General features: G+C 71.8%; 14 protein-coding genes and 1 pseudogene. 6 read left to right on the forward strand and 9 right to left on the reverse strand.

Going from position 1 to position 18,503, the window contains the following annotated elements; all coding sequences use genetic code 11:
* Window positions 1-119: 119 nt before the first annotated feature.
* Genes ABZS42_RS30885 through ABZS42_RS30895 form a run of 3 tightly spaced genes read right to left on the reverse strand, consistent with a single transcriptional unit; the run spans window position 120 to window position 3,450 of the window.
* On the reverse strand, window positions 120-881 hold the full coding sequence (locus ABZS42_RS30885; protein ID WP_355151328.1) for a succinate dehydrogenase/fumarate reductase iron-sulfur subunit: 762 nt from the start codon (window positions 879-881) through the stop codon (window positions 120-122).
* Window positions 878-2,815: a fumarate reductase/succinate dehydrogenase flavoprotein subunit gene (locus ABZS42_RS30890; RefSeq protein ID WP_355151330.1), complete on the reverse strand. Its 1,938-nt coding sequence runs from the start codon at window positions 2,813-2,815 to the stop codon at window positions 878-880. The genes ABZS42_RS30885 and ABZS42_RS30890 overlap by 4 nt, the downstream gene beginning before the upstream one ends.
* A gap of 2 nt (window positions 2,816-2,817) precedes the next feature.
* Entirely contained in the window at window positions 2,818-3,450 is a 633-nt protein-coding gene (locus ABZS42_RS30895) for a succinate dehydrogenase cytochrome b subunit (protein ID WP_355151354.1), read from the reverse strand.
* Between the two features lie 134 nt (window positions 3,451-3,584).
* Here ABZS42_RS30895 and ABZS42_RS30900 point away from each other — a divergent pair, with 134 nt between their 5' ends.
* The gene (locus tag ABZS42_RS30900; protein WP_355151332.1) at window positions 3,585-4,520 is read left to right on the forward strand and encodes a LysR family transcriptional regulator; all 936 of its coding nucleotides are present in this window, start codon (window positions 3,585-3,587) and stop codon (window positions 4,518-4,520) included.
* Between the two features lie 44 nt (window positions 4,521-4,564).
* On the opposite strand, the pseudogene ABZS42_RS30905 reads toward ABZS42_RS30900, so the two are convergent.
* Both ABZS42_RS30905 and hrpA read right to left on the reverse strand, forming a co-directional pair.
* Window positions 4,565-5,200 (reverse strand): annotated as a pseudogene (locus ABZS42_RS30905) (DUF998 domain-containing protein); the annotation flags it as partial.
* Between the two features lie 98 nt (window positions 5,201-5,298).
* Window positions 5,299-9,339, reverse strand: a complete 4,041-nt coding sequence (gene hrpA / locus ABZS42_RS30910) for an ATP-dependent RNA helicase HrpA (RefSeq protein WP_355151334.1) — start codon at window positions 9,337-9,339, stop codon at window positions 5,299-5,301.
* A 143-nt stretch (window positions 9,340-9,482) separates the two neighbouring features.
* Here hrpA and ABZS42_RS30915 point away from each other — a divergent pair, with 143 nt between their 5' ends.
* The gene (locus ABZS42_RS30915; RefSeq protein ID WP_355151336.1) at window positions 9,483-9,911 is read left to right on the forward strand and encodes a cytidine deaminase; all 429 of its coding nucleotides are present in this window, start codon (window positions 9,483-9,485) and stop codon (window positions 9,909-9,911) included.
* Window positions 9,912-9,944: 33 nt separating this feature from the next.
* On the opposite strand, the gene ABZS42_RS30920 is transcribed toward ABZS42_RS30915, so the two are convergent.
* The gene (locus ABZS42_RS30920; RefSeq protein ID WP_355151338.1) at window positions 9,945-10,304 is read right to left on the reverse strand and encodes a YciI family protein; all 360 of its coding nucleotides are present in this window, start codon (window positions 10,302-10,304) and stop codon (window positions 9,945-9,947) included.
* Window positions 10,305-10,455: 151 nt separating this feature from the next.
* Between ABZS42_RS30920 and ABZS42_RS30925 the strand changes: the two genes are divergently transcribed.
* Genes ABZS42_RS30925 through ABZS42_RS30940 form a run of 4 tightly spaced genes read left to right on the forward strand, consistent with a single transcriptional unit; the run spans window position 10,456 to window position 14,516 of the window.
* Window positions 10,456-11,502 (forward strand): iron ABC transporter permease, encoded by a 1,047-nt coding sequence (locus ABZS42_RS30925; protein WP_355151340.1) that lies wholly within the window; start codon window positions 10,456-10,458, stop codon window positions 11,500-11,502.
* Window positions 11,499-12,602 (forward strand): iron ABC transporter permease, encoded by a 1,104-nt coding sequence (locus ABZS42_RS30930; protein WP_355151342.1) that lies wholly within the window; start codon window positions 11,499-11,501, stop codon window positions 12,600-12,602. The genes ABZS42_RS30925 and ABZS42_RS30930 overlap by 4 nt, the downstream gene beginning before the upstream one ends.
* Before the next feature lie 46 nt (window positions 12,603-12,648).
* Window positions 12,649-13,566: an ABC transporter ATP-binding protein gene (locus tag ABZS42_RS30935; protein ID WP_355151344.1), complete on the forward strand. Its 918-nt coding sequence runs from the start codon at window positions 12,649-12,651 to the stop codon at window positions 13,564-13,566.
* Entirely contained in the window at window positions 13,566-14,516 is a 951-nt protein-coding gene (locus ABZS42_RS30940; protein ID WP_355151346.1) for an iron-siderophore ABC transporter substrate-binding protein, read from the forward strand. The genes ABZS42_RS30935 and ABZS42_RS30940 overlap by 1 nt, the downstream gene beginning before the upstream one ends.
* Window positions 14,517-14,808: 292 nt before the next feature.
* On the opposite strand, the gene ABZS42_RS30945 is transcribed toward ABZS42_RS30940, so the two are convergent.
* From ABZS42_RS30945 to ABZS42_RS30955, 3 genes are all read right to left on the reverse strand, one after another.
* Window positions 14,809-15,786, reverse strand: a complete 978-nt coding sequence (locus tag ABZS42_RS30945; protein ID WP_355151348.1) for a hypothetical protein — start codon at window positions 15,784-15,786, stop codon at window positions 14,809-14,811.
* 414 nt (window positions 15,787-16,200) lie between these two features.
* On the reverse strand, window positions 16,201-16,845 hold the full coding sequence (locus tag ABZS42_RS30950; RefSeq protein WP_355151350.1) for a hypothetical protein: 645 nt from the start codon (window positions 16,843-16,845) through the stop codon (window positions 16,201-16,203).
* A gap of 121 nt (window positions 16,846-16,966) precedes the next feature.
* On the reverse strand, window positions 16,967-18,503 hold a 1,537-nt coding region (locus ABZS42_RS30955; RefSeq protein ID WP_355151352.1), incomplete at its 5' end, for a DUF3516 domain-containing protein.

The raw sequence follows: 18,503 nt of genomic DNA on the forward strand, positions 1-18,503 counted from the left end.
CGGCCCCGCCGCCGGCCGCGGTGGTGCCGCCCCGGGGGGGGGCCGCCGCCGGGGGCCGGGCACCCGAGGGGCCCCCCCCCCCCGGGGGGGGGCGGCGGCCCGTCGTATGGACCGATCGGTCAGGAGCCGGGCTTGCCGGCCGCCTTCTTGGTGGCCGTGAGGAAGTCCCGGTTCAGCCGGCCGATGGTGTTCAGCGGGATGCCCTTCGGGCAGGCCACGGTGCACTCACCGGTGTTGGTGCAGCCGCCGAAGCCGGCCTCGTCGTGTGCGTCGATCATGCCGATCACCCGGGTGTACCGCTCCGGCTGGCCCTGCGGCACCAGCGAGAGCTGGGTGATCTTGGCGGCGGTGAAGAGCATGCCGGAGCCGTTCGGGCAGGCCGCCACGCAGGCGCCGCAGCCGATGCAGGCCGCCGCCTCGAAGGCCGCGTCCGCGTCGGACTTGGGGACCGGCACCGAGTGCGCCTCGGGGGCGCTGCCGGTCGGCGCGGTGATGTACCCGCCGGCCGCGATGATCTTGTCGAACGCGCCGCGGTTGACCACCAGGTCCTTGACCACCGGGAAGGCCTGGGCCCGCCACGGCTCGATGTCGATCGTGTCGCCGTCGGAGAACTGCCGCATGTGCAGCTGGCAGGCGGTGGTGCCGCGCTGGGGCCCGTGCGCCATTCCGTTGATCATCATGCCGCACATGCCGCAGATGCCCTCGCGGCAGTCGTGGTCGAAGGCCACCGGGTCCTCGCCGGCGAGGATCAGGCGTTCGTTGAGCACGTCGAGCATCTCCAGGAACGACATGTCCGGGGAGACGTCGTCGACCTGATAGGTCACCATCCGACCCTTGTCCTCGGGGCCGGTCTGGCGCCAGATGCGCAGGGTCAGGTTCACTTGTAGCTCCGCTGCGTGGGGTGGACGTATTCGAACTGCAGGTCTTCCTTGTGCAGCACCGACGGCTGGCCGGTGGCGGTGAACTCCCAGGCCGCGACGTACGAGAAGTGCTCGTCGTCGCGCTGGGCCTCGCCGTCTTCGGTCTGGTGCTCGGCCCGGAAGTGGCCGCCGCAGGACTCCTCGCGGTGCAGGGCGTCGATGCACATGAGCTCGGCCAGTTCGAAGAAGTCGGCCACCCGGCCGGCCTTCTCCAGTGACTGGTTGAGCCCCTCACCGTCGCCGAGCACCCGGACGCGCTGCCAGAACTGGTCGCGCAGGGCGCGGATCTCGTCGATCGCCTTGCGCAGCCCGGCCTCGGTGCGCTCCATGCCGCAGTGTTCCCACATGAGCTGGCCCAGCTCGCGGTGGAACGAGTCGACGGTCCGGTCGCCGTTGACCGCCAGCAGCCGCTGGAGGCGGTCCTCCACGTCCTGCCGCGCCTCGACGGCCGCCGGGTGGCTCTCGTCGACCTTCTCGAACGGGCCGGCCGCCAGGTAGTTGGCGATGGTGTTCGGCAGCACGAAGTAGCCGTCGGCCAGGCCCTGCATCAGTGCGGACGCGCCGAGCCGGTTGGCGCCGTGGTCGGAGAAGTTCGCCTCGCCGATCACGAACAGGCCGGGGATGGTCGACTGGAGGTCGTAGTCGACCCACAGCCCGCCCATCGTGTAGTGCACCGCGGGGTAGATCCGCATCGGCACCTCGTACGGGTCCTCGCCGGTGATGCGCTCGTACATCTCGAAGAGGTTGCCGTACTTGGCCTCGACGGCCTTGCGGCCGAGCCGGCCGATCGCGTCGGCGAAGTCGAGGTAGACGCCGAGCCCGCCGGGGCCGACACCGCGACCCTGGTCGCAGACGGCCTTCGCGGCCCGGGAGGCGATGTCGCGGGGCACCAGGTTGCCGAAGGAGGGGTAGATCCGCTCCAGGTAGTAGTCCCGCTCGTCCTCGGGGATGTCCTTCGGGTTGCGGTCGTCACCCTTGGCCTTGGGCACCCACACCCGGCCGTCGTTGCGCAGCGACTCGCTCATCAGGGTCAGCTTCGACTGGTGGTCGCCGGAGACCGGGATGCAGGTCGGGTGGATCTGCGTGTAGCAGGGGTTGGCGAAGTACGCGCCCTTGCGGTGTGCCCGCCAGGTGGCGGTGACGTTGCAGCCCTTGGCGTTGGTGGAGAGGTAGAAGACGTTGCCGTAGCCGCCGGAGGCGAGCACGACGGCGTCGGCGAACTCGGTGGTGATCTCGCCGGTGACCAGGTCCCGGACCACGATGCCCCGGGCCTTGCCGTCGACGATGATCAGCTCCAGCATCTCGTGCCGGGCGTTCATCTCCACGTTGCCCAGGCCGATCTGCCGCTCGAGCGCCTGGTATGCGCCGAGCAGCAGCTGCTGGCCCGTCTGGCCCCGGGCGTAGAAGGTGCGCTGTACCTGGGCGCCGCCGAAGGACCGGGTGTCCAGCAGGCCGCCGTACTCGCGGGCGAACGGCACGCCCTGGGCGACGCACTGGTCGATGATGTTGACGGAGACCTCGGCCAGGCGGTGCACGTTCGACTCGCGGGAGCGGAAGTCGCCGCCCTTGACGGTGTCGTAGAAGAGCCGGTACACCGAGTCGCCGTCGTTGCGGTAGTTCTTGGCGGCGTTGATGCCGCCCTGTGCGGCGATCGAGTGGGCCCGGCGCGGGCTGTCCTGGTAGCAGTAGGACTTGACCTGGTAGCCCTGCTCGGCCAGCGTGGCGGCGGCCGAGCCGCCGGCCAGGCCGGTGCCGACCACGATCACGGTCATCTTCCGGCGGTTGGCCGGGTTGACCAGCTTGGACTCGAAGCGGTGGCGTTCCCAGCGGGTCTCGATCGGGCCGTCGGGAGCCTTGGTGTCGGCGATCGGGTCGCCCTCAGTGAAAAAGTCCATGGTCAGGACACCAATCCGGTCAGTACGGCGAACGGGATCACCAGGAAGCCGCCGCAGATGACGACGGCGACGACCAGCGCGGAGACTCGCGCCCATCGCTCACCCTTGGGCGTCTGCTGCCCCAGGCTGCGAAGCGCGCTGAACACACCGTGCCGGAGGTGGAAGCCCAGCGTGACGATCGCCAGGGTGTAGAAGAGCGTGACGTACCAGCGTTCCGGCGCGAAGTCGGCCACCACGTTGCTGTACGGCTTGCTGCTGCTGCCGACCGGGTTCAACGTGCCGGCGCTCAGGTCCAGCAGGTGGTAGATCACGAAGAGCAGGATGATCACGCCACCCCAGCGCATCGTGCGGGCCGCGTAGCTGCCCTGGATCTTCGGACGGTGCGCGTACCGGACCGGGCGAGCGGCGCGCGCCCGCAGGGCGAGCACGGTCGCGGACCAGATATGGGCGACGAGGGACACCGTCAGCGCGGCGCGCAGGATCCAGAGGAACCACACGCCCGGCAGCAGCGGCTTGCCGATGTCGCGCAGCCAGTGCGCGTAGTGGTCGAACGCCGTCTCGCCCGCGAAGGCCTTCAGGTTTCCGACCATGTGCGCGATCAGGTACAGCACAAAGAATATGCCTGACACCGCCATGACGGCCTTGAGGCCGACGTTGGAGCGGATCGGCGATCGGGTTCTCGTCGTCGTGACTACCACAGGGCCGACGCTAGAAGTAGTTCGATCAGTCGTCCAATGCATCGACAGCGCAGTCTTGATAGCCGTAGGCTATGGGCATGCAGCTGCACCAGCTGAGGTACTTCGTAGCGGTGGCCGAAGTACGACATTTCACCCAGGCTGCCGACATCGTCGGCATAACCCAGCCGTCGCTGAGTAAGCAAATTCACGCTCTGGAGGGCGACCTGGGCGCCCCGCTCTTCGAACGAGTAAGAGGCAACATCGCCCTCACCGCGGCGGGCGAGGTGCTCCTGCCGTTGGCCAGACGGATCCTCGCCGACGTCGACACCGCCACGCGGGAGGTGCAGGAACTGATCGGACTCCGGCGCGGTCGGGTCCGCCTCGGCGCCACCCCGAGCCTGGCCACGTCGCTCGCCCCGCCGGTGCTGCGCCGATTCCGCGACGCGCACCCCGCGGTGGACCTGCGGGTGGAGGAGGGCGGCTCCCAGGACCTGGTCCGTGACCTGCTCCGCGGCGACCTGGATCTCGCGCTGATCATCATGCCGGGCCAGGGCGCGGACCCGGGGCTGCGCGTCGACCCGATCCTGCGGGAGAGCCTCGTGGTCGCCTCCGTGGCGGAACCGGGGACCACCGCCGACGCCGACGAACTGCGCATCACCGACCTGCGCGACCGGCCGATGGTGATGTTCCGCGAGGGCTACGACCTGCGCGACGCCACCATTCAGGCATGCCGGGCGGCCGGCTTCGAACCGACGTTCGCCGTCGACGGCGGGGAGATGGACGCCGTGCTGAGCTTCGTCGAGGCCGGGCTGGGCATCGCGCTGGTGCCGGGCATCGTCGTCGCCCGCCGCCCGGGCGTACGCATCACGCGGCTCGCCCCGCCGGGCGTGACCCGGACCATCGCGGTGGCCCGGCGCCGCGACGTGGTGCCCACCAACGCCGGTCGGGAACTGCGCCGCATCCTGCTGGAGTACGTCCGCGACGCCACCGCCGACAGCGAACTCCCACCGGGCGTCGAGCCGCTGTAGACGCCCGCGACACCGTCGCCGCTTCGCAGATGCGCGACGAGGATCAGCAGGCAGACCTCGCCGAGGCAGACCAGGCGTTCGAGCAGACCGACGTACGGGCGCAGCGGCGAACCCACCAGATAGGCGGCCACGAAGGGGCCCAGGGCGACCACGCAGACACCCGCGCCCGCGACCACCGCGCGGGCGAGGCGGCCCGGATGCCGTACGGCGACGAGCAGCGCGCCCACCGGCAGCCCGGACAGCGCGGCGACGGCGGCCCAGCGGTGGATGTCCCCGGTGGTCGTCACCGGCACGCCGACCGGGTCGCGGGGAAAGACGACCAGGACCACCAGCCCCACGCACCAGGCGACCAGCCCGGCCGGCCCCACGACCGCCAGCGGCCGTACCCACCGGGCGGTCGGCCGTCCGGACCGGCGCACCGCCGGAGCCAGCAGCAGCGCCGAACCCGCGGCCAGCGTCAGGACGGCCACGTTGAACAGCCATCCGTGACGCGACAGCGCGTAGTCGCTGACCGTGTCCCGCACCGGGTCGACGGGATGCCCGGGCAGATGCAGAACGCCGAGCAGGAGCATCGCCACCCCGGCCCCGAACAGCCCGACGACTCGGGCGACGGCCGGCGTGCGGGCCGGCCGGGAACTGGTTCCGGTGGCCGACCCGGGGGACGCAGGGGCTGTGGGCACGAGCCGTTCTCCTCACCCGGTGGCGCGCCCGGACGGGCACGCGAGGGCGAGCGTGTTCCCGCTCCGCCCCGCACCACACCACCCGATCAGGGCCCGTTTCAGCGCCCCTCGGCCTCGTCCATGGCTCGGTAGATGCGCTGCTCCGACACCGGATACGGGGTACCGAGCGCCTGGGCGAACACGTTCACCCGAAGCTCCTCGATCATCCAGCGGATCTGCCGGGCCGCCGCCGACTGCCGCCGGGCCGGCGGCAGCGCCGCCAGCATCTCCTGGTACTCCTTCTGCACCACGGCGATCCGGTCCTGCTGCTGCTTGTCCCGCTGCGGGCTGCCCGGCAGCCGGTCCAGCCGCCGCTCGATCGCGGTGAGGTAGCGCAGCAGATCGGGCAGGCGCGCGTACCCGGCCTCGGTGATGAACCCGTTGTGCACGAGCCCGGTGAGCTGGTTGCGGATGTCGGCCAACGCGGCCACCACCGCCAGGTTCTTCGTCGCACCGAGCCGCTGCTCCACCGTGTACGCGGCGGCGAGCACCCGGCGTGCCCGCTCCATCACCTCGACCACCGTGTCGATCAGATCGGCGCGGACCCGTTCGCGTAGCGCAGCGAAGCCGTCGGCGTCCCAGGCCGGGCCCCCCGCGTCGCCGACCAGCTTGTCGATCGCCGCGCCGGCCGCGTCCTCGATGAGCGCCTGCACCCCGCCGTGCGGGTTACGGCTGAGCGCCAGCTTCGCCTCGTTCGACAACCGCCCCTGGAGGAACTTCGCCGGTGACGGCACGGTCAGCCGCAGCAGCCGCCGCGTACCCGCCCAGTGCGCCGCCTCCGCCTCGGGCGCCGAGTCGAAGACCCGTACGCCGACGGTGGCGCCCTCGTCGACCAGCGCCGGGTACGCGGTCACCGCGTACCCCGCCCGGACCTGTTCGATGGTGCGGGGCAGGGTGCCGATGCTCCACTCGCGCAACCCGGTGCGGGCCACGTCCGGCGCGGCGGCCGCCACCACCTGCCGTACCTCGGTCTTCAGCTGGCGTTGCAGCGCCGGCAGGTCCTTGCCCGCGGCGACCGGTTTGTCGTCCTCGTCGAGCACCCGGAAGGTGACACGCAGGTGCGCGGGCAGTTTCGCCGGCTCCCAGGCGTCGCGGGGCACGGTGACCCCGGTCATCCGGCGCAGCTGCCGGGTCAGGGCGTCCAGCAGCGGCTCCTCGCCGGCGGGCATGGCGGCGAGCGCCGCCCGGGCGTAGTCGGGCACCGGGACGAAGTTGCGGCGCAGCGCCTTGGGAAGTGAGCGGATCAGCGCGATGACCAGCTCCTCACGCAGCCCCGGCACCTGCCAGTCGAAGGTCTCCGCCGGCACCTGGTTGAGCAGTGGCAGCGGGATGTCCACCGTGACGCCGTCGCTGGCCGTACCCGGGTCGAAGGTGTAGGTCAGCGGCAACGTCACCCCGTCGGCGCGCCACTCGTCCGGGTAGTCGGCCTCGTCCAACCCGCCCCGGCCCTCGTTGACCAGCAGCTCGCGGGTGAAGGTGAGCAGGTCGGGCCGCTCCCGCCGGACCTGCTTCCACCAGGCGTCGAAGTGCCGTCCGGAGACGACGTCGGCGGGGATGCGCGCGTCGTAGAAGTCGAAGATCGTCTGGTCGTCGACGAGGATGTCCCGCCGCCGGGCCCGGTTCTCCAACTCCTCGATCTCGGTCAGCAGCCGCTGGTTGTCGCGCCAGAAGTGGTGGTGGGTCTGCCAGTCGCCCTCGACGAGGGCGTGCCGGATGAACAGCTCACGGCTGAGCGCCGGGTCGATCCGGCCGAAGTTGACCTTCCGCGAGGTGACCAGCGGGACGCCGTAGAGGGTCACCTTCTCGTAGGCCATCACGGCCGCCTGCTTCTTCTCCCAGTGCGGCTCGCTGTAGCTGCGCTTCACCAGGTGCTGGGCGAGGGGCTCCACCCACTCCGGCTCGACCCGGCCGGCGATCCGCCCCCAGAGCCGGGACGTCTCCACCAGCTCGGCGGCCATCACCCAACGTGGCGGCTTGCGGAACAGCGCCGAGCCGGGGAAGAGCCCGAACTTCGCGCCGCGGGCGCCGAGGTATTCGTTCTTCTGCGCGTCCTTCAGGCCCACGTGTGAGAGCAACCCGGCCAGCAGCGACTGGTGGACCTTCGGAGTGTCGATCTCCTCCGGCAGGTCCGCGCCGCCGCCGCGCCGGCCGCCGTCGTTCGCGCCGGCCTCCCGCGCCGGTCGGCCGCCGCGCCCGCCACCACCCTGTTCAGGCGTACGCAGCACCTGGCGCAGCTGGCTGACGATGTCCTGCCACTCGCGTACCCGCAGGTAGTTGAGGTACTCGGCCTTGCACATCCGGCGGAAGGCGCTGGAGGACAGGGCCCGCTGCTGCTCCCGCAGGTAGCGCCAGAGGTTCAGCAGGGCCACGAAGTCCGACTCCCGGTCGGTGAACCGGGCGTGCGCCTGGTCGGCCTGGGCCTGCTTGTCGGCCGGCCGCTCCCGCGGATCCTGGATCGACAGCGCCGCCGCGATCACCATGACCTCGGTGGCGCAGCCGTTGCGCTCGCCCTCGACCACCATGCGGGCCAGCCTCGGGTCGACGGGCAGCTGCGCCAGCCGGCGCCCGAGCGGGGTGAGCCGCTTCGCCGGGTCGGGCTCGGTCGGGTCCAACCCGCCCAGCTCGTGCAGCAGGTTGACGCCGTCGGTGATGTTGCGCCGGTCCGGTGGCTCGATGAACGGGAACGCGGCGATGTCGCCGAGCCCAATCGCGGTCATCTGGAGGATGACGGAGGCCAGGTTCGTCCGCAGGATCTCCGGGTCGGTGAACTCCGGCCGGGAGAGGAAGTCCTGCTCGTCGTAGAGGCGGATGCAGATGCCGTCCGAGGTGCGGCCGCAGCGTCCCTTGCGCTGGTTCGCCGACGCCTGGGAGACCGGCTCGATCGGCAGCCGCTGCACCTTGAGCCGGTTGCTGTACCGGGAGATGCGGGCGGTGCCGGGATCGACCACGTACTTGATGCCGGGGACGGTCAGCGAGGTCTCCGCCACGTTGGTCGCCAGCACCACCCGCCGCCCGCCGTGCTGGGCGAACACGCGGTGCTGTTCGGCGGCGGAGAGCCGCGCGTACAACGGCAGGATCTCGGTGCCGCGCAGCAGCGGCTTCTTCTCCACCAGCCTGCTCAGCGCGTCGGCGGTGTCACGGATCTCCCGTTCGCCGCTGAGGAAGACCAGGATGTCGCCCGGGCCCTCGGCGGCCAGCTCCTCGACGGCGTCGCCGATCGCCTGGATCTGGTCGCGGACGTTCTCCTCGTCCCCGTCCTCCTCGTCGGACTCGCTGACCTCGACCAGCGGCCGGTACCGTACCTCCACCGGGTACGTCCGGCCGGAGACCTCGATGACCGGTGCGGGGTTGCCCTCGGCGTCGGCGAAGTGCCGGGCGAAGCGGTCGGTCTCGATGGTCGCCGAGGTGATGACCAACTTGAGGTCGGCGCGGCGGGGCAGCAGCTGCTTCAGGTAGCCGAGGATGAAGTCGATGTTGAGGCTGCGCTCGTGCGCCTCGTCGATGATCAGGGTGTCGTACTGCCGGAGCATCCGGTCGGTCTGCAGTTCGGCGAGCAGGATCCCGTCGGTCATCAGCTTCACCAGGCTGCGGTCGTCGACCTGGTCGGTGAAGCGGACCTTGTAACCGATCACGTCACCCAGTTCGGTGCCGAGCTCGTCGGCGATCCGGTCGGCGACCGTACGTGCGGCCAGCCGCCGAGGCTGGGTGTGTCCGATCAGCCCGTTGATCCCGCGCCCCAGCTCCAGGCAGATCTTGGGCAGCTGGGTGGTCTTTCCGGAGCCGGTCTCGCCGGCCACGATCACCACCTGGTGGTCCCGGATCGCGGCGGCGAGGTCGTCCTTGCGCTCGCTCACCGGCAGGCCGGCCGGATACGTGATCGTCGGCACGGCCGCCCGCCGGTCGGCGAGCCGCTGCTCGGCCCGTTCGACCTCGGTGACGATCTCGGTCAGCGCCGCCGCCCGCCGCTGCGGGTCGCGGAGCTTGCGGACGCCGTCCAGCCGCCGTTGGAGCCGGCGCTGGTCGCGAAACATCAGGGGTGAGAGGCGGCGGTGCAGCTCCCGGACGGTGTCGGGGGCAGCGGGTACGGCTGGATTCTGCATGTCGTGGCCAAGAATAGGCCGCCACCCGGAAGCCGCCTCATGGTTTACCGCCCGGGAACCCGCGCCGACTGGGCGGCCGGCCACCGGCCGGGTGTCGGCAGCCGGCCCGGTTAGAGTGGCCGCCGGACGACGACGGGGGCGGCATGGAGATGCGGGACACCGACCGGGCGCTGGTGCAGGCGGCGACAGCCGTCGCCAAGCTGCGTTGCCGCAGCGAGAACCATACGGTCGCCGCCGCGGCCCGGGCCGCCGACGGCCGGGTCTTCACCGGGGTGAACGTCTACCACTTCACGGGCGGACCGTGCGCGGAAGTGGTCGCGATCGGCGCCGCCGCGACCCAAGGCGTCACCGAACTGGAGACCATCGTCGCGGTGGGGGACCGCGGGCGTGGGGTGATCCCGCCGTGCGGGCGGTGCCGGCAGGTGCTCCTGGACTACTTCCCGTCGATCCGGGTGATCGTCGGCCCGGCGGACGGGCTGCGCGTCGTGTCGATCGGCGACCTGCTTCCGGAGACGTACGTCTGGGCCGACCATCAGATCGACCCGGTGCCCGCGCCGCGGCCCGGCGACTGACCCGACCCGGGAAGCGACGGCCCGCCCGGCCGCTCAGTCCCCGGCCGCCGCCTCGAGCATCGAGCTCGGCACCGGTACGCCCTCGAACCGGATGATGCCCTCCGGGACCATCCAGCTCATCACCCGCACCTCCAGCAGCCCGGCACGCACCGCAGGATCGTTGTGGAAGAGCTCGCGTGCCATGTCCGGGTGCACGGAGAGCACGACGAAGCCGCGTAGCCGTTCGTCGTCCGCGTTCACGAAGGGTCCGGCCGCGAGGACGAGGTCCTGCTCCACCAGCCCGGACTGGTGGGCCAGGTGCGCGGCGTGCAACCGGTCGAACGCCTCGGGTGGCAGCTGCGGGGCGTCGGTGGGCTGAGCCAGCAGGACGACCGTGTGCTGGTCGTATCGCATTTCCCCACCCTAGGGGCGGGCGTCTCCGCTGGTACCGGGTTCGCGGCCGTACGCGCAGGTCAACGAGGTTCGATAAGGGGCCACCGTTAGGTGCGCCTAACCTGAGTCGGCTAAGGTAAGGCGAACCTAAGCGCGTAACCGCAGGAGTTTCGTGACCACCCTTCTCAGCCGGCCGGTCGAGGCCGGCAACCGCACCGGCGCCCGCAGCGGGCGCCGGATCGCGGTCATCGTCGCGGCCGCGCTCGTGCTGCTGCTCACCGTGCTGGCCAGCTTCGCGCTCGGCAGCCGGCAGCTCCCCGTCGACCAGGTGTGGCACGCCCTCGTGTCACCGGACGGTGGCGAGGCGAGCACCATCGTCCGCGAGCTGCGCCTGCCGCGGACCGCCCTCGGTCTCGTCGTCGGTGTGGCGCTCGCCGTCGCCGGCGTGCTCCTCCAGGCCCTCACCCGCAACCCGCTGGCCGAGCCACGGATCCTCGGCATCAGCGCCGGCGCGTCGTTCGGCGTGGTGTTGGCCATCTCCGTCTTCGGTGTGAGCACGCTCGCCGGGTACGTCTGGTTCGGCATCGGGGGCGCGTTCCTCGCCGGGCTGCTGGTCTTCGCCGTGGCCGCCCGCACCCGCGAGGGCGCCAGCCCGGTCACCCTCGCGCTGGTCGGCGCCGCCCTCGACGCCAGCCTCGGCTCCGTGGTGTACGCGCTGCTCAGCACCGACGTGCAGACCTTCGAGTCGTACCGGTTCTGGGTGGTCGGTGGGCTCACCGGGCGCGACCTGTCCGTCGCCGTGCAGGTGCTGCCGTTCCTGCTCGCCGGGCTCGTGCTGGCCGCGCTGGTCGCCCGCGGCCTGGACGCGCTCGCCCTCGGCGACGACGTGGCGCGCGGCCTCGGCAACCGCATCGGCCTGGTCCGTCTCGGCGGGGGCGTCGCCGCCGTCCTGCTCACCGGCGCGGCCGTCGCCGCCGCCGGGCCGATCGCGTTCGTCGGCCTGGCAGTGCCGCACCTGGCCCGGGCCCTGGTCGGCGCCGACCACCGCTGGACCCTCGCCGTCTCCGCGCTGCTCGGGCCGGCCCTGCTGCTCGGCGCCGACATCGTGGGCCGGCTCGTCGACCCACCCAGCGAAGTGCCGGCCGGCATCATCACCGCGTTGATCGGCGCGCCGCTGCTCGCCATCCTGGTCCGCCGCGCGAAGGTGGTGACCGCGTGACCGCCCCCAGCCGTGATCGGACCGTCGCCCCGACGGCCGGCGAACCCGTGGTGACTCCGTCCGTAGCCGCTCGCCTGCCCGGCCGCTCGCTGCTGCGGCTCGGCCCGGTCAGCCTGCAGATCCGTCGCCGCTCGGTGCTGGTCGCCGCCGTCCTCGTGGTGCTGCTCGCCGGGGCCTCGGTGCTGAGCCTCTCCCTCGGCACCCCGTACGTCGCCCCGGCCGACGTGCTGCACGCGCTCTCCGGCGCCGGCACCCCGTACGACCTGGTCGTCCTCGACCTGCGGCTGCCCCGGGTGGTGCTCGCCGCGGTGGCCGGCGCGGCGTTCGGGGTGGCCGGCACGCTGATCCAGAGCGTGGCGCGCAACCCGCTCGCCAGCCCGGACGTCATCGGCATCACCCAGGGCGCCGGGCTCGCCGCGACCGTCGCGTTGACCAGCGGCGCGGCGGCGGTGGTGGTCGCGCCGGCGGCGCTGGCCGGTGGCCTTGCCGCCGCCGTCGTGGTGCTCGCCCTCGGCGCGCGGCACGGCCTGGCCGCGCAGCGGTTCGTGCTGGCCGGTGTGGCGGTCGCGTTCGCCCTGCGGGCGCTCACCGAGATCGTCATGATCACCGCCGAGGCCATCGACGGGCAGCGTGCCCAGATCTGGCTGGTCGGCACCCTGGCCGGCAAGGGCTGGACCGAGGCCGCCTGGATCGGCGGCGCCCTGCTCGTGCTGCTGCCGGTGTTGGCCTGGGCCGGCTGGGCGTTGAACAGCAGCGCCCTCGACGACGACACCGCCCGGGGCATCGGACTGCGCCCGGTGGCCCGCCGGATCGGCCTCGCCGGCGCCGGTGTGCTCGTCGCCGCGATGGTCACCGCCCAGGTCGGCGCGGTCGACTTCGTGGCGCTGGTGGCACCCCAGGTGGCCCGCCGGCTCGTCCGCTCCGAACGTCCACCGCTGGTCTGCGCCGCGCTGCTCGGCGCGCTGCTGCTGGTGCTGGCCGATCTCGCCGGGCGGCGACTCTTCGCCCCGACGCAACTGCCGGCCGGCGTACTGACCGCCGCCATCGGTGGCCCGTACCTGATGTACCTGCTGCTCCGTGGCCGCAAGAGGTCGTCGTGACCGACCGACCCCATCCCTATTCGTCGACCATCCTTCGGGAGGCGTGATGCTCTCCACCCGCGACCTGGTCGCCGGCTACGACGAGCGGACCGTGCTGGACGGGCTGAACCTGGAACTGCCCGCCGACGCGTTCACCGTGATCGTCGGACCGAACGCCTGCGGCAAGTCCACCCTGCTGCGGACGCTGGCCCGGCTGATCGCCCCGCGCGGCGGCAACGTGCTGCTGGACGGCAAAGCCATCCAGGAACTGCCCACCCGGGAGGTCGCCCGGCGGCTCGCCGTCCTGCCGCAGAGTCCGCTGGTGCCCGAGGGGGTCACCGTCGCCGACCTGGTCGGTCGCGGGCGGCAGCCGTACCAGCGCTGGTGGCGGCAGTGGTCGGAGGAGGACAGCGCCACGGTGGACCGCGCGATGGTCCTCGCCGACGTCGCCGGCCTCGCGGACCGGCCGGTGGACACGCTCTCCGGCGGCCAGCGTCAACGGGTGTGGATCGCCATGACCCTCGCCCAGGACACCGAGGCGCTGCTGCTGGACGAGCCGACCACCTTCCTCGACCTGGCCCACCAGGTGGAGGTGCTGGACCTGCTGCACCGGTTGCGCGTCGAGCGGGGCCGCACCGTGGTCGCCGTGCTGCACGACCTCAACCAGGCCGCCCGGTACGCCGACCATCTGGTAGCCATGCGAGCCGGCGCCGTGGTGGCCGCCGGGCCGCCGCGCGAGATCCTCGACGCGGACCTGGTCCGCGAGGTGTTCGGGCTCGACTGCGTGGTCGTGCCCTGCCCGGTGACCGGGGCGCCGCTGGTGGTGCCCGCGCTCACCAGCCCCACCCTGGCACCCGCGACGGTCCCGCCCTCCGGTGCCGCCCCGTCCGCCCTCGATGCCACCTCACCCACCGGAACCACCGGTGTCACCCCAGCCGGCAGCGAAAACGCTCTCGCCGGTTCGTATCCTTCGGAAGGACACTGATGCGTCGTCGTCTCGTCGCCGCCATCGCCGCGGCCGTCGCCCTCGGCGTCGGACTCACCGCGTGCAGTGAGAGCGACCCGGTCGCCGGCACCACCGCCGGCGGGGAGACCCGGGAAATCACCCACGCCATGGGCACCACCAAGGTGCCGGCCCACCCGCAGCGCGTCGTCGTGCTCGACAGCGACAAGATCGACACGATGCTCTCGCTCGGGATGACCCCGGTCGGGGCCACCAACACCGGTGAGGCCAAGGGCTGGCCGACCTACTTCGGCGCGGACAAGCTCGCCAGCATCAAGGACGTCGGGCAGATCAGCGAGCCCGACATCGAGGCGATCAACGCGCTGAAGCCGGACCTCATCCTGGGCAGCAAGTTCCGCCAGGAGAAGTTCTACGACGAGCTCTCCGCCGTCGCACCGACCGTCTTCACGGAGAAGGTCGGCATCACCTGGAAGGAGAACTTCCTCCTCGACGGCAAGGCGCTCGGCAAGGAGCAGGAGGCCAAGGACCTGCTCACCCAGTACGAGACCCGGGCGAAGGAGTTCGGCGCCAAGCTGGGCGACGCCGCCAAGCAGAAGATCTCCATCGTCCGGTTCCGCCCCGGCAGCATCCGCGTCTACGGTCCGGAATCCTTCTCCGGCATCGTGCTCGGTGACGCCGGACTGGCCCGCCCCGAGCGGCAGCTGCTCGCGAACAAGGACGACAAGCGTTTCGACGAGGTCAGTCCCGAGCGCATCAGCGAGGTCGACGGTGACGTCATCTTCGTGACCGCGTTCGGCGAGAAGGCCGCCGCCGAGCAGGCCCAGGTCACCGCCGGCAGCCTCTGGAAGAACCTGTCGGCGGTCAAGGCCAACAAGGTGTACGTCGTGCCCGATGAGGTCTGGATGACCGGCATCGGCGTCGGCGCCGCCAACAAGATCCTCGACGACCTGCACGAACACCTCACCGCCTGACCCTGCCCGCCCCGCGCGCCCTGCGGGCCCCACAGGCACCGGGCGCCCTGCGGGCACCCGCGGGCACGCGTCCCACGTGCACGCGCCCCACAGGCCCCACGCCCCGCGTGCGCGTGCGTCCACTGCAAGATCGCGCTGCATCCACGAAGTAGTGGCCTCCCTGCAATTGGGAGGCCACTACTTCCTTGTGCTAGCGCGATCTCCACAGGTCGGCCCGGTTGCTCCACAGGTCGGCCCGGTTGCTCGGCGGTGCGGCGGGGCTGCTCGGCAGTCGTCCGGGGCTGCTCGGTGATCAGGCGCGACCGCGGAGGCCACGGGAACGGAGCGCGGCCCGCACCTCTGCCACGAACCCGGCGAAGTCGTCCCGAAGTCTTCGGGCGGTCACGTGCAGGACGATCCAATCGCCGCCCAGGAGGCGGTTCAACCGTCGCCGGTCTCGGTGGAACTGCTCGGGGTCGTCGTGCCAGAGCCCGTCGTACTCGACCGCGACCTTGAACTCCGGCCAGGCGAGGTCCAGCCGGGCGATGAACCGTCCCGCCTCGGCCACGACGTACTGGGTCTGCGGGCGGGGGAGACCGGCCAGCACCAGCCGGACGCGGGTGCGTGACTCCTGCGGCGACTCCGCTCCGGCGTCGGCCAGGTCGGCGACGCGGAGCAGCGATCGCCAGCCCCGGCGTCCGGCTCGGGCCAGTGCGTACTCTCGGAGCGCCGCCACGTCGGTGAGCCGGCGGGCCAGCAGACCGTCGATGACGACGACAGCCTCCACGACGTCGAGCCAGCGGGCGACGTCCCAGCACGTCCGGACCGGCGAGGTGACGAGGATCCCGGCCCGGTCGACCACGTCAGCCGGCACGATCTCGCCGTGGTGCACGCGCAGCCCCGCCATGGGGCCGCGCCGTGGGTTCGCGCGGGTGCTCTCCGGCCGCCCTGACGGCCGTCGGATCGGCCGTCTACCGGAGATGCCCGTTGCCGAGCGGACCGGCACGAGCGCATCGATCGGCTGGTCCGGCGGCACCGTCCCCACCCCGTAGAGGGCCGCCGCGGACCGGCCGGCGATCGCCGTGCCGGGTGGGGTCAGCCAACGCCCGACGGCGAGACACCTGGTCCGATGTGTGATCTCGAGTTGTGCGTCGGCGTAGACGTCACGGAAGAGCGGTCGCCACGCCGAACTGCGCAGGTCGTTTCGGGTCAGCAGGCCGCGGGAGATGGCGGCGGAGCCGCGGAAGATCCGACCGCGTAGCTGGGGCGGACGGCGGGGAGACTTCGGCATGTCGTACAGGCTGGCGGACGACGAGGTTGCGGCGCTGACCCTGTGGACAACGCTGCGGCCGCCGCGGAATTCGGTCCTGGAGGTGCCCCGCAAACGGGCGTGCCCTGGGGATCGCTGAAACGTGGAAGTAGTGGCCTCCGAGGAGGGGGAGGCCACTACTTCCACGATCGAGCGTGATCTTGCGGGTGCCCGGCGCGTCCGGCGTGCCCAGCGCGCGTCCGGCGTGGCCAGCGCGTCCGGCGCGCGTCCGGCGCGTCCGGCGTGCGTCCGGCGCGTCCGGCGTGCCCAGCGCGCGTCCGGCCTGCCCGGCGCGTCCGGCGCGTCCGGCGCGGCCAGGGCGTCCAGGGTGTCCGGCGCGGCCGCCTCGAAATCGCGCGGCGGCGCGTTGGGGTGTCCGGCGGTGGACAGGGTGGGTCAGGCGGCAGTGGTCCAGATGGCGCGGAAGGCGGCGGCCTCGCCGGCGAGCCAGCGTTCGATCTGGTCGGTCTTGGCGCTGTCGGGCATCCGGTGCGCCTGACCGCGTCGGACGTCGACCAGGACCGGCTCGGCGTTCGGGAGCACCGCATCCATGTGGCGGGCCATCAGGTGCAGCGTGGCGAGCACCGCCTCCTCGCTCGGCGGGGTCTCGTCGAAGTGCAGGCGGACCGCCTCGACGCGTCCGTCGTGGTGCCGTACGCCGAAGTGGGGGTTGATCTTGACCGGCAGGTCGCCGAGCATGGCGAGAGCGTCGCGGGTCTGGGCCAGATCGATCGAGCCGGGCTCGCCGAGGGAGTGCAGCCAGGCGGTCGCGCCCGGCACCAGCGCCTGGTAGAGCGGACGCCAGCGGGGCTTGACCTGGTCGGCCACCTGATCGAGGTGGGTGCCGCCGGTGTGGAAGGCGATGTCGGCCTTGAGCGCCTTGACGAACTGGCCGTGCGGGTTGAAGCCGTGCCGGCTCGCCCGCTGCTTGCGCAGCCCTCCGACGAAGGTGGCCTTCGTGGGGCCGGTGCGGTCGACGTAGCGGGTGAAACCGAGCAGCGTGGCGTACGGGGTGAGGGGGGTGGAAGTGGGCGCAGTCACGGGCGTCCTCCCAGCTCAGCAGCCGTGATTAGTACATACATTCTAATCGACGGGGCTGACATCGCCCAGTGAACGAAAAGGGCCGTCCGGGCATCCCGGACGGCCCTTTTCGGAGCGGATTTCAGAGTTGCCCGACCGAGGTGATCCGGACGACCGCCTCGCCTGCCTCGTCCGACGCGGCCAGGTCGACCTCGGCGCTGACGCCCCAGTCGTGGTCGCCTTCCGGGTCGTCCAGAATCTGCCGGATCGTCCACCGTTCCCGGCCCTGTTCGATCATGAGCAGTGCCGGGCCGCGGGCGTCCGGCCCGGTGCCGATGGCGTCGTACCTCTCGAAGTACGGCTCCAGCGCGTCCGCCCAGGCGTCGGCGTTCCAGCCGGTACCCGCGTCGAGTTCGCCGAGCAGGTCCCAGCGGCGCAGGGCGGCCAGCTCGACCCGGCGGAACAACGCGTTGCGCACCAGCACCCGGAACGCCCGGGCGTTGCGGGTCACCGCCGCGGGTCGGTCGTCGAGCGAGGCCGCGACCTCCTCGACGTCGGACGGGTTGCGCAGCCGCTCCCACTCGTCGATGAGGCTGGAGTCCACCTGCCGGACGAGTTCGCCGAGCCACTCGATGAGGTCGATCAGCTCCTCGGTCTTGGCGTCCTCGGGGACGGTCTGCCGCAGCGTCTTGTACGCGTCGGCGAGGTAGCGCAGGACGAGCCCCTCGGAGCGGGACAGCCCGTAGAACTGGACGTACTCGGCGAAGGTCATCGCCCGCTCGTACATGTCCCGGACCACGGACTTGGGGGAGAGCTGGTGGTCGGCCACCCACGGGTGCCCCTGCCGGTACATCTCGTACGCCGACTCCAGCAGCTCCGCGAGGGGCTTGGGCCAGGTGACCTCGTCGAGCAGTTCGAGGCGCGCCTCGTACTCGATGCCCTCGGCCTTCATCGCGGCGACCGCCTCGCCGCGCGCTTTGAACTGCTGCGCGGAGAGCACCTGCCGCGGGTCGTCGAGGATCGACTCGATCACCGAGAGCACGTCGAGGGCGTACGACGGGGACTCCCGGTCCAGCAGCTCCACGGTGGCGAGCGCCAGCGGGGAGAGCGGCTGGTTGAGCGCGAAGTCGAGTTGGAGGTCGACGGTGAGGCGTATCCGCCGGCCGGTCTCGTCCGGTTCGGCCAGCTCCTCCACCACCCCGCCGGCCCGCAACGCGCGGTAGATCGCGATCGCCCGGCGGATGTGCCGGCGCTGGGCGGCCCGGTCCTCGTGGTTGTCGGTGAGCAGGTGCCGCATCGCGGCGAACGCGTCACCGGGTCGGCCGATGACGTTGAGCAGCATCGAGTGGCTGACCTGGAAGCTGGAGGTGAGTAGCTCCGGCTCGGCCTCGACGAGCCGTTGGAACGTCGCCTCACCCCAGCCGATCGACCCCTCCGGCGGCTTCTTCTTGACCACCTTGCGCCGCTTCTTCGGGTCGTCGCCCGCCTTGGCCAGGGCCTTCTCGTTCTCGATCACGTGCTCCGGCGCCTGCACCACCACTCGGCCGATGGTGTCGAACCCGGCCCGGCCGGCGCGGCCGGCGATCTGGTGGAACTCCCGGGCCTTGAGCAGTCGGGTGCGCACCCCGTCGTACTTGGACAGGCCGGTGAAGAGCACGGTGCGGATCGGCACGTTGATG

Source organism: Micromonospora sp. NPDC005367 (genome assembly GCF_040606825.1).
Lineage (GTDB): Bacteria > Actinomycetota > Actinomycetes > Mycobacteriales > Micromonosporaceae > Micromonospora.

Coding starts and splice junctions, on each gene's coding strand:
- ABZS42_RS30890 (WP_355151330.1), bottom strand. CDS start 2,815: ATGGACTTTTTCACTGAGGGCGACCCGATCGCCGACACCAAGGCTCCC.
- ABZS42_RS30895 (WP_355151354.1), bottom strand. CDS start 3,450: ATGGCGGTGTCAGGCATATTCTTTGTGCTGTACCTGATCGCGCACATG.
- ABZS42_RS30900 (WP_355151332.1), top strand. CDS start 3,585: ATGGGCATGCAGCTGCACCAGCTGAGGTACTTCGTAGCGGTGGCCGAA.
- hrpA (WP_355151334.1), bottom strand. CDS start 9,339: ATGCAGAATCCAGCCGTACCCGCTGCCCCCGACACCGTCCGGGAGCTG.
- ABZS42_RS30915 (WP_355151336.1), top strand. CDS start 9,483: ATGGAGATGCGGGACACCGACCGGGCGCTGGTGCAGGCGGCGACAGCC.
- ABZS42_RS30920 (WP_355151338.1), bottom strand. CDS start 10,304: ATGCGATACGACCAGCACACGGTCGTCCTGCTGGCTCAGCCCACCGAC.
- ABZS42_RS30935 (WP_355151344.1), top strand. CDS start 12,649: ATGCTCTCCACCCGCGACCTGGTCGCCGGCTACGACGAGCGGACCGTG.
- ABZS42_RS30940 (WP_355151346.1), top strand. CDS start 13,566: ATGCGTCGTCGTCTCGTCGCCGCCATCGCCGCGGCCGTCGCCCTCGGC.
- ABZS42_RS30945 (WP_355151348.1), bottom strand. CDS start 15,786: ATGCCGAAGTCTCCCCGCCGTCCGCCCCAGCTACGCGGTCGGATCTTC.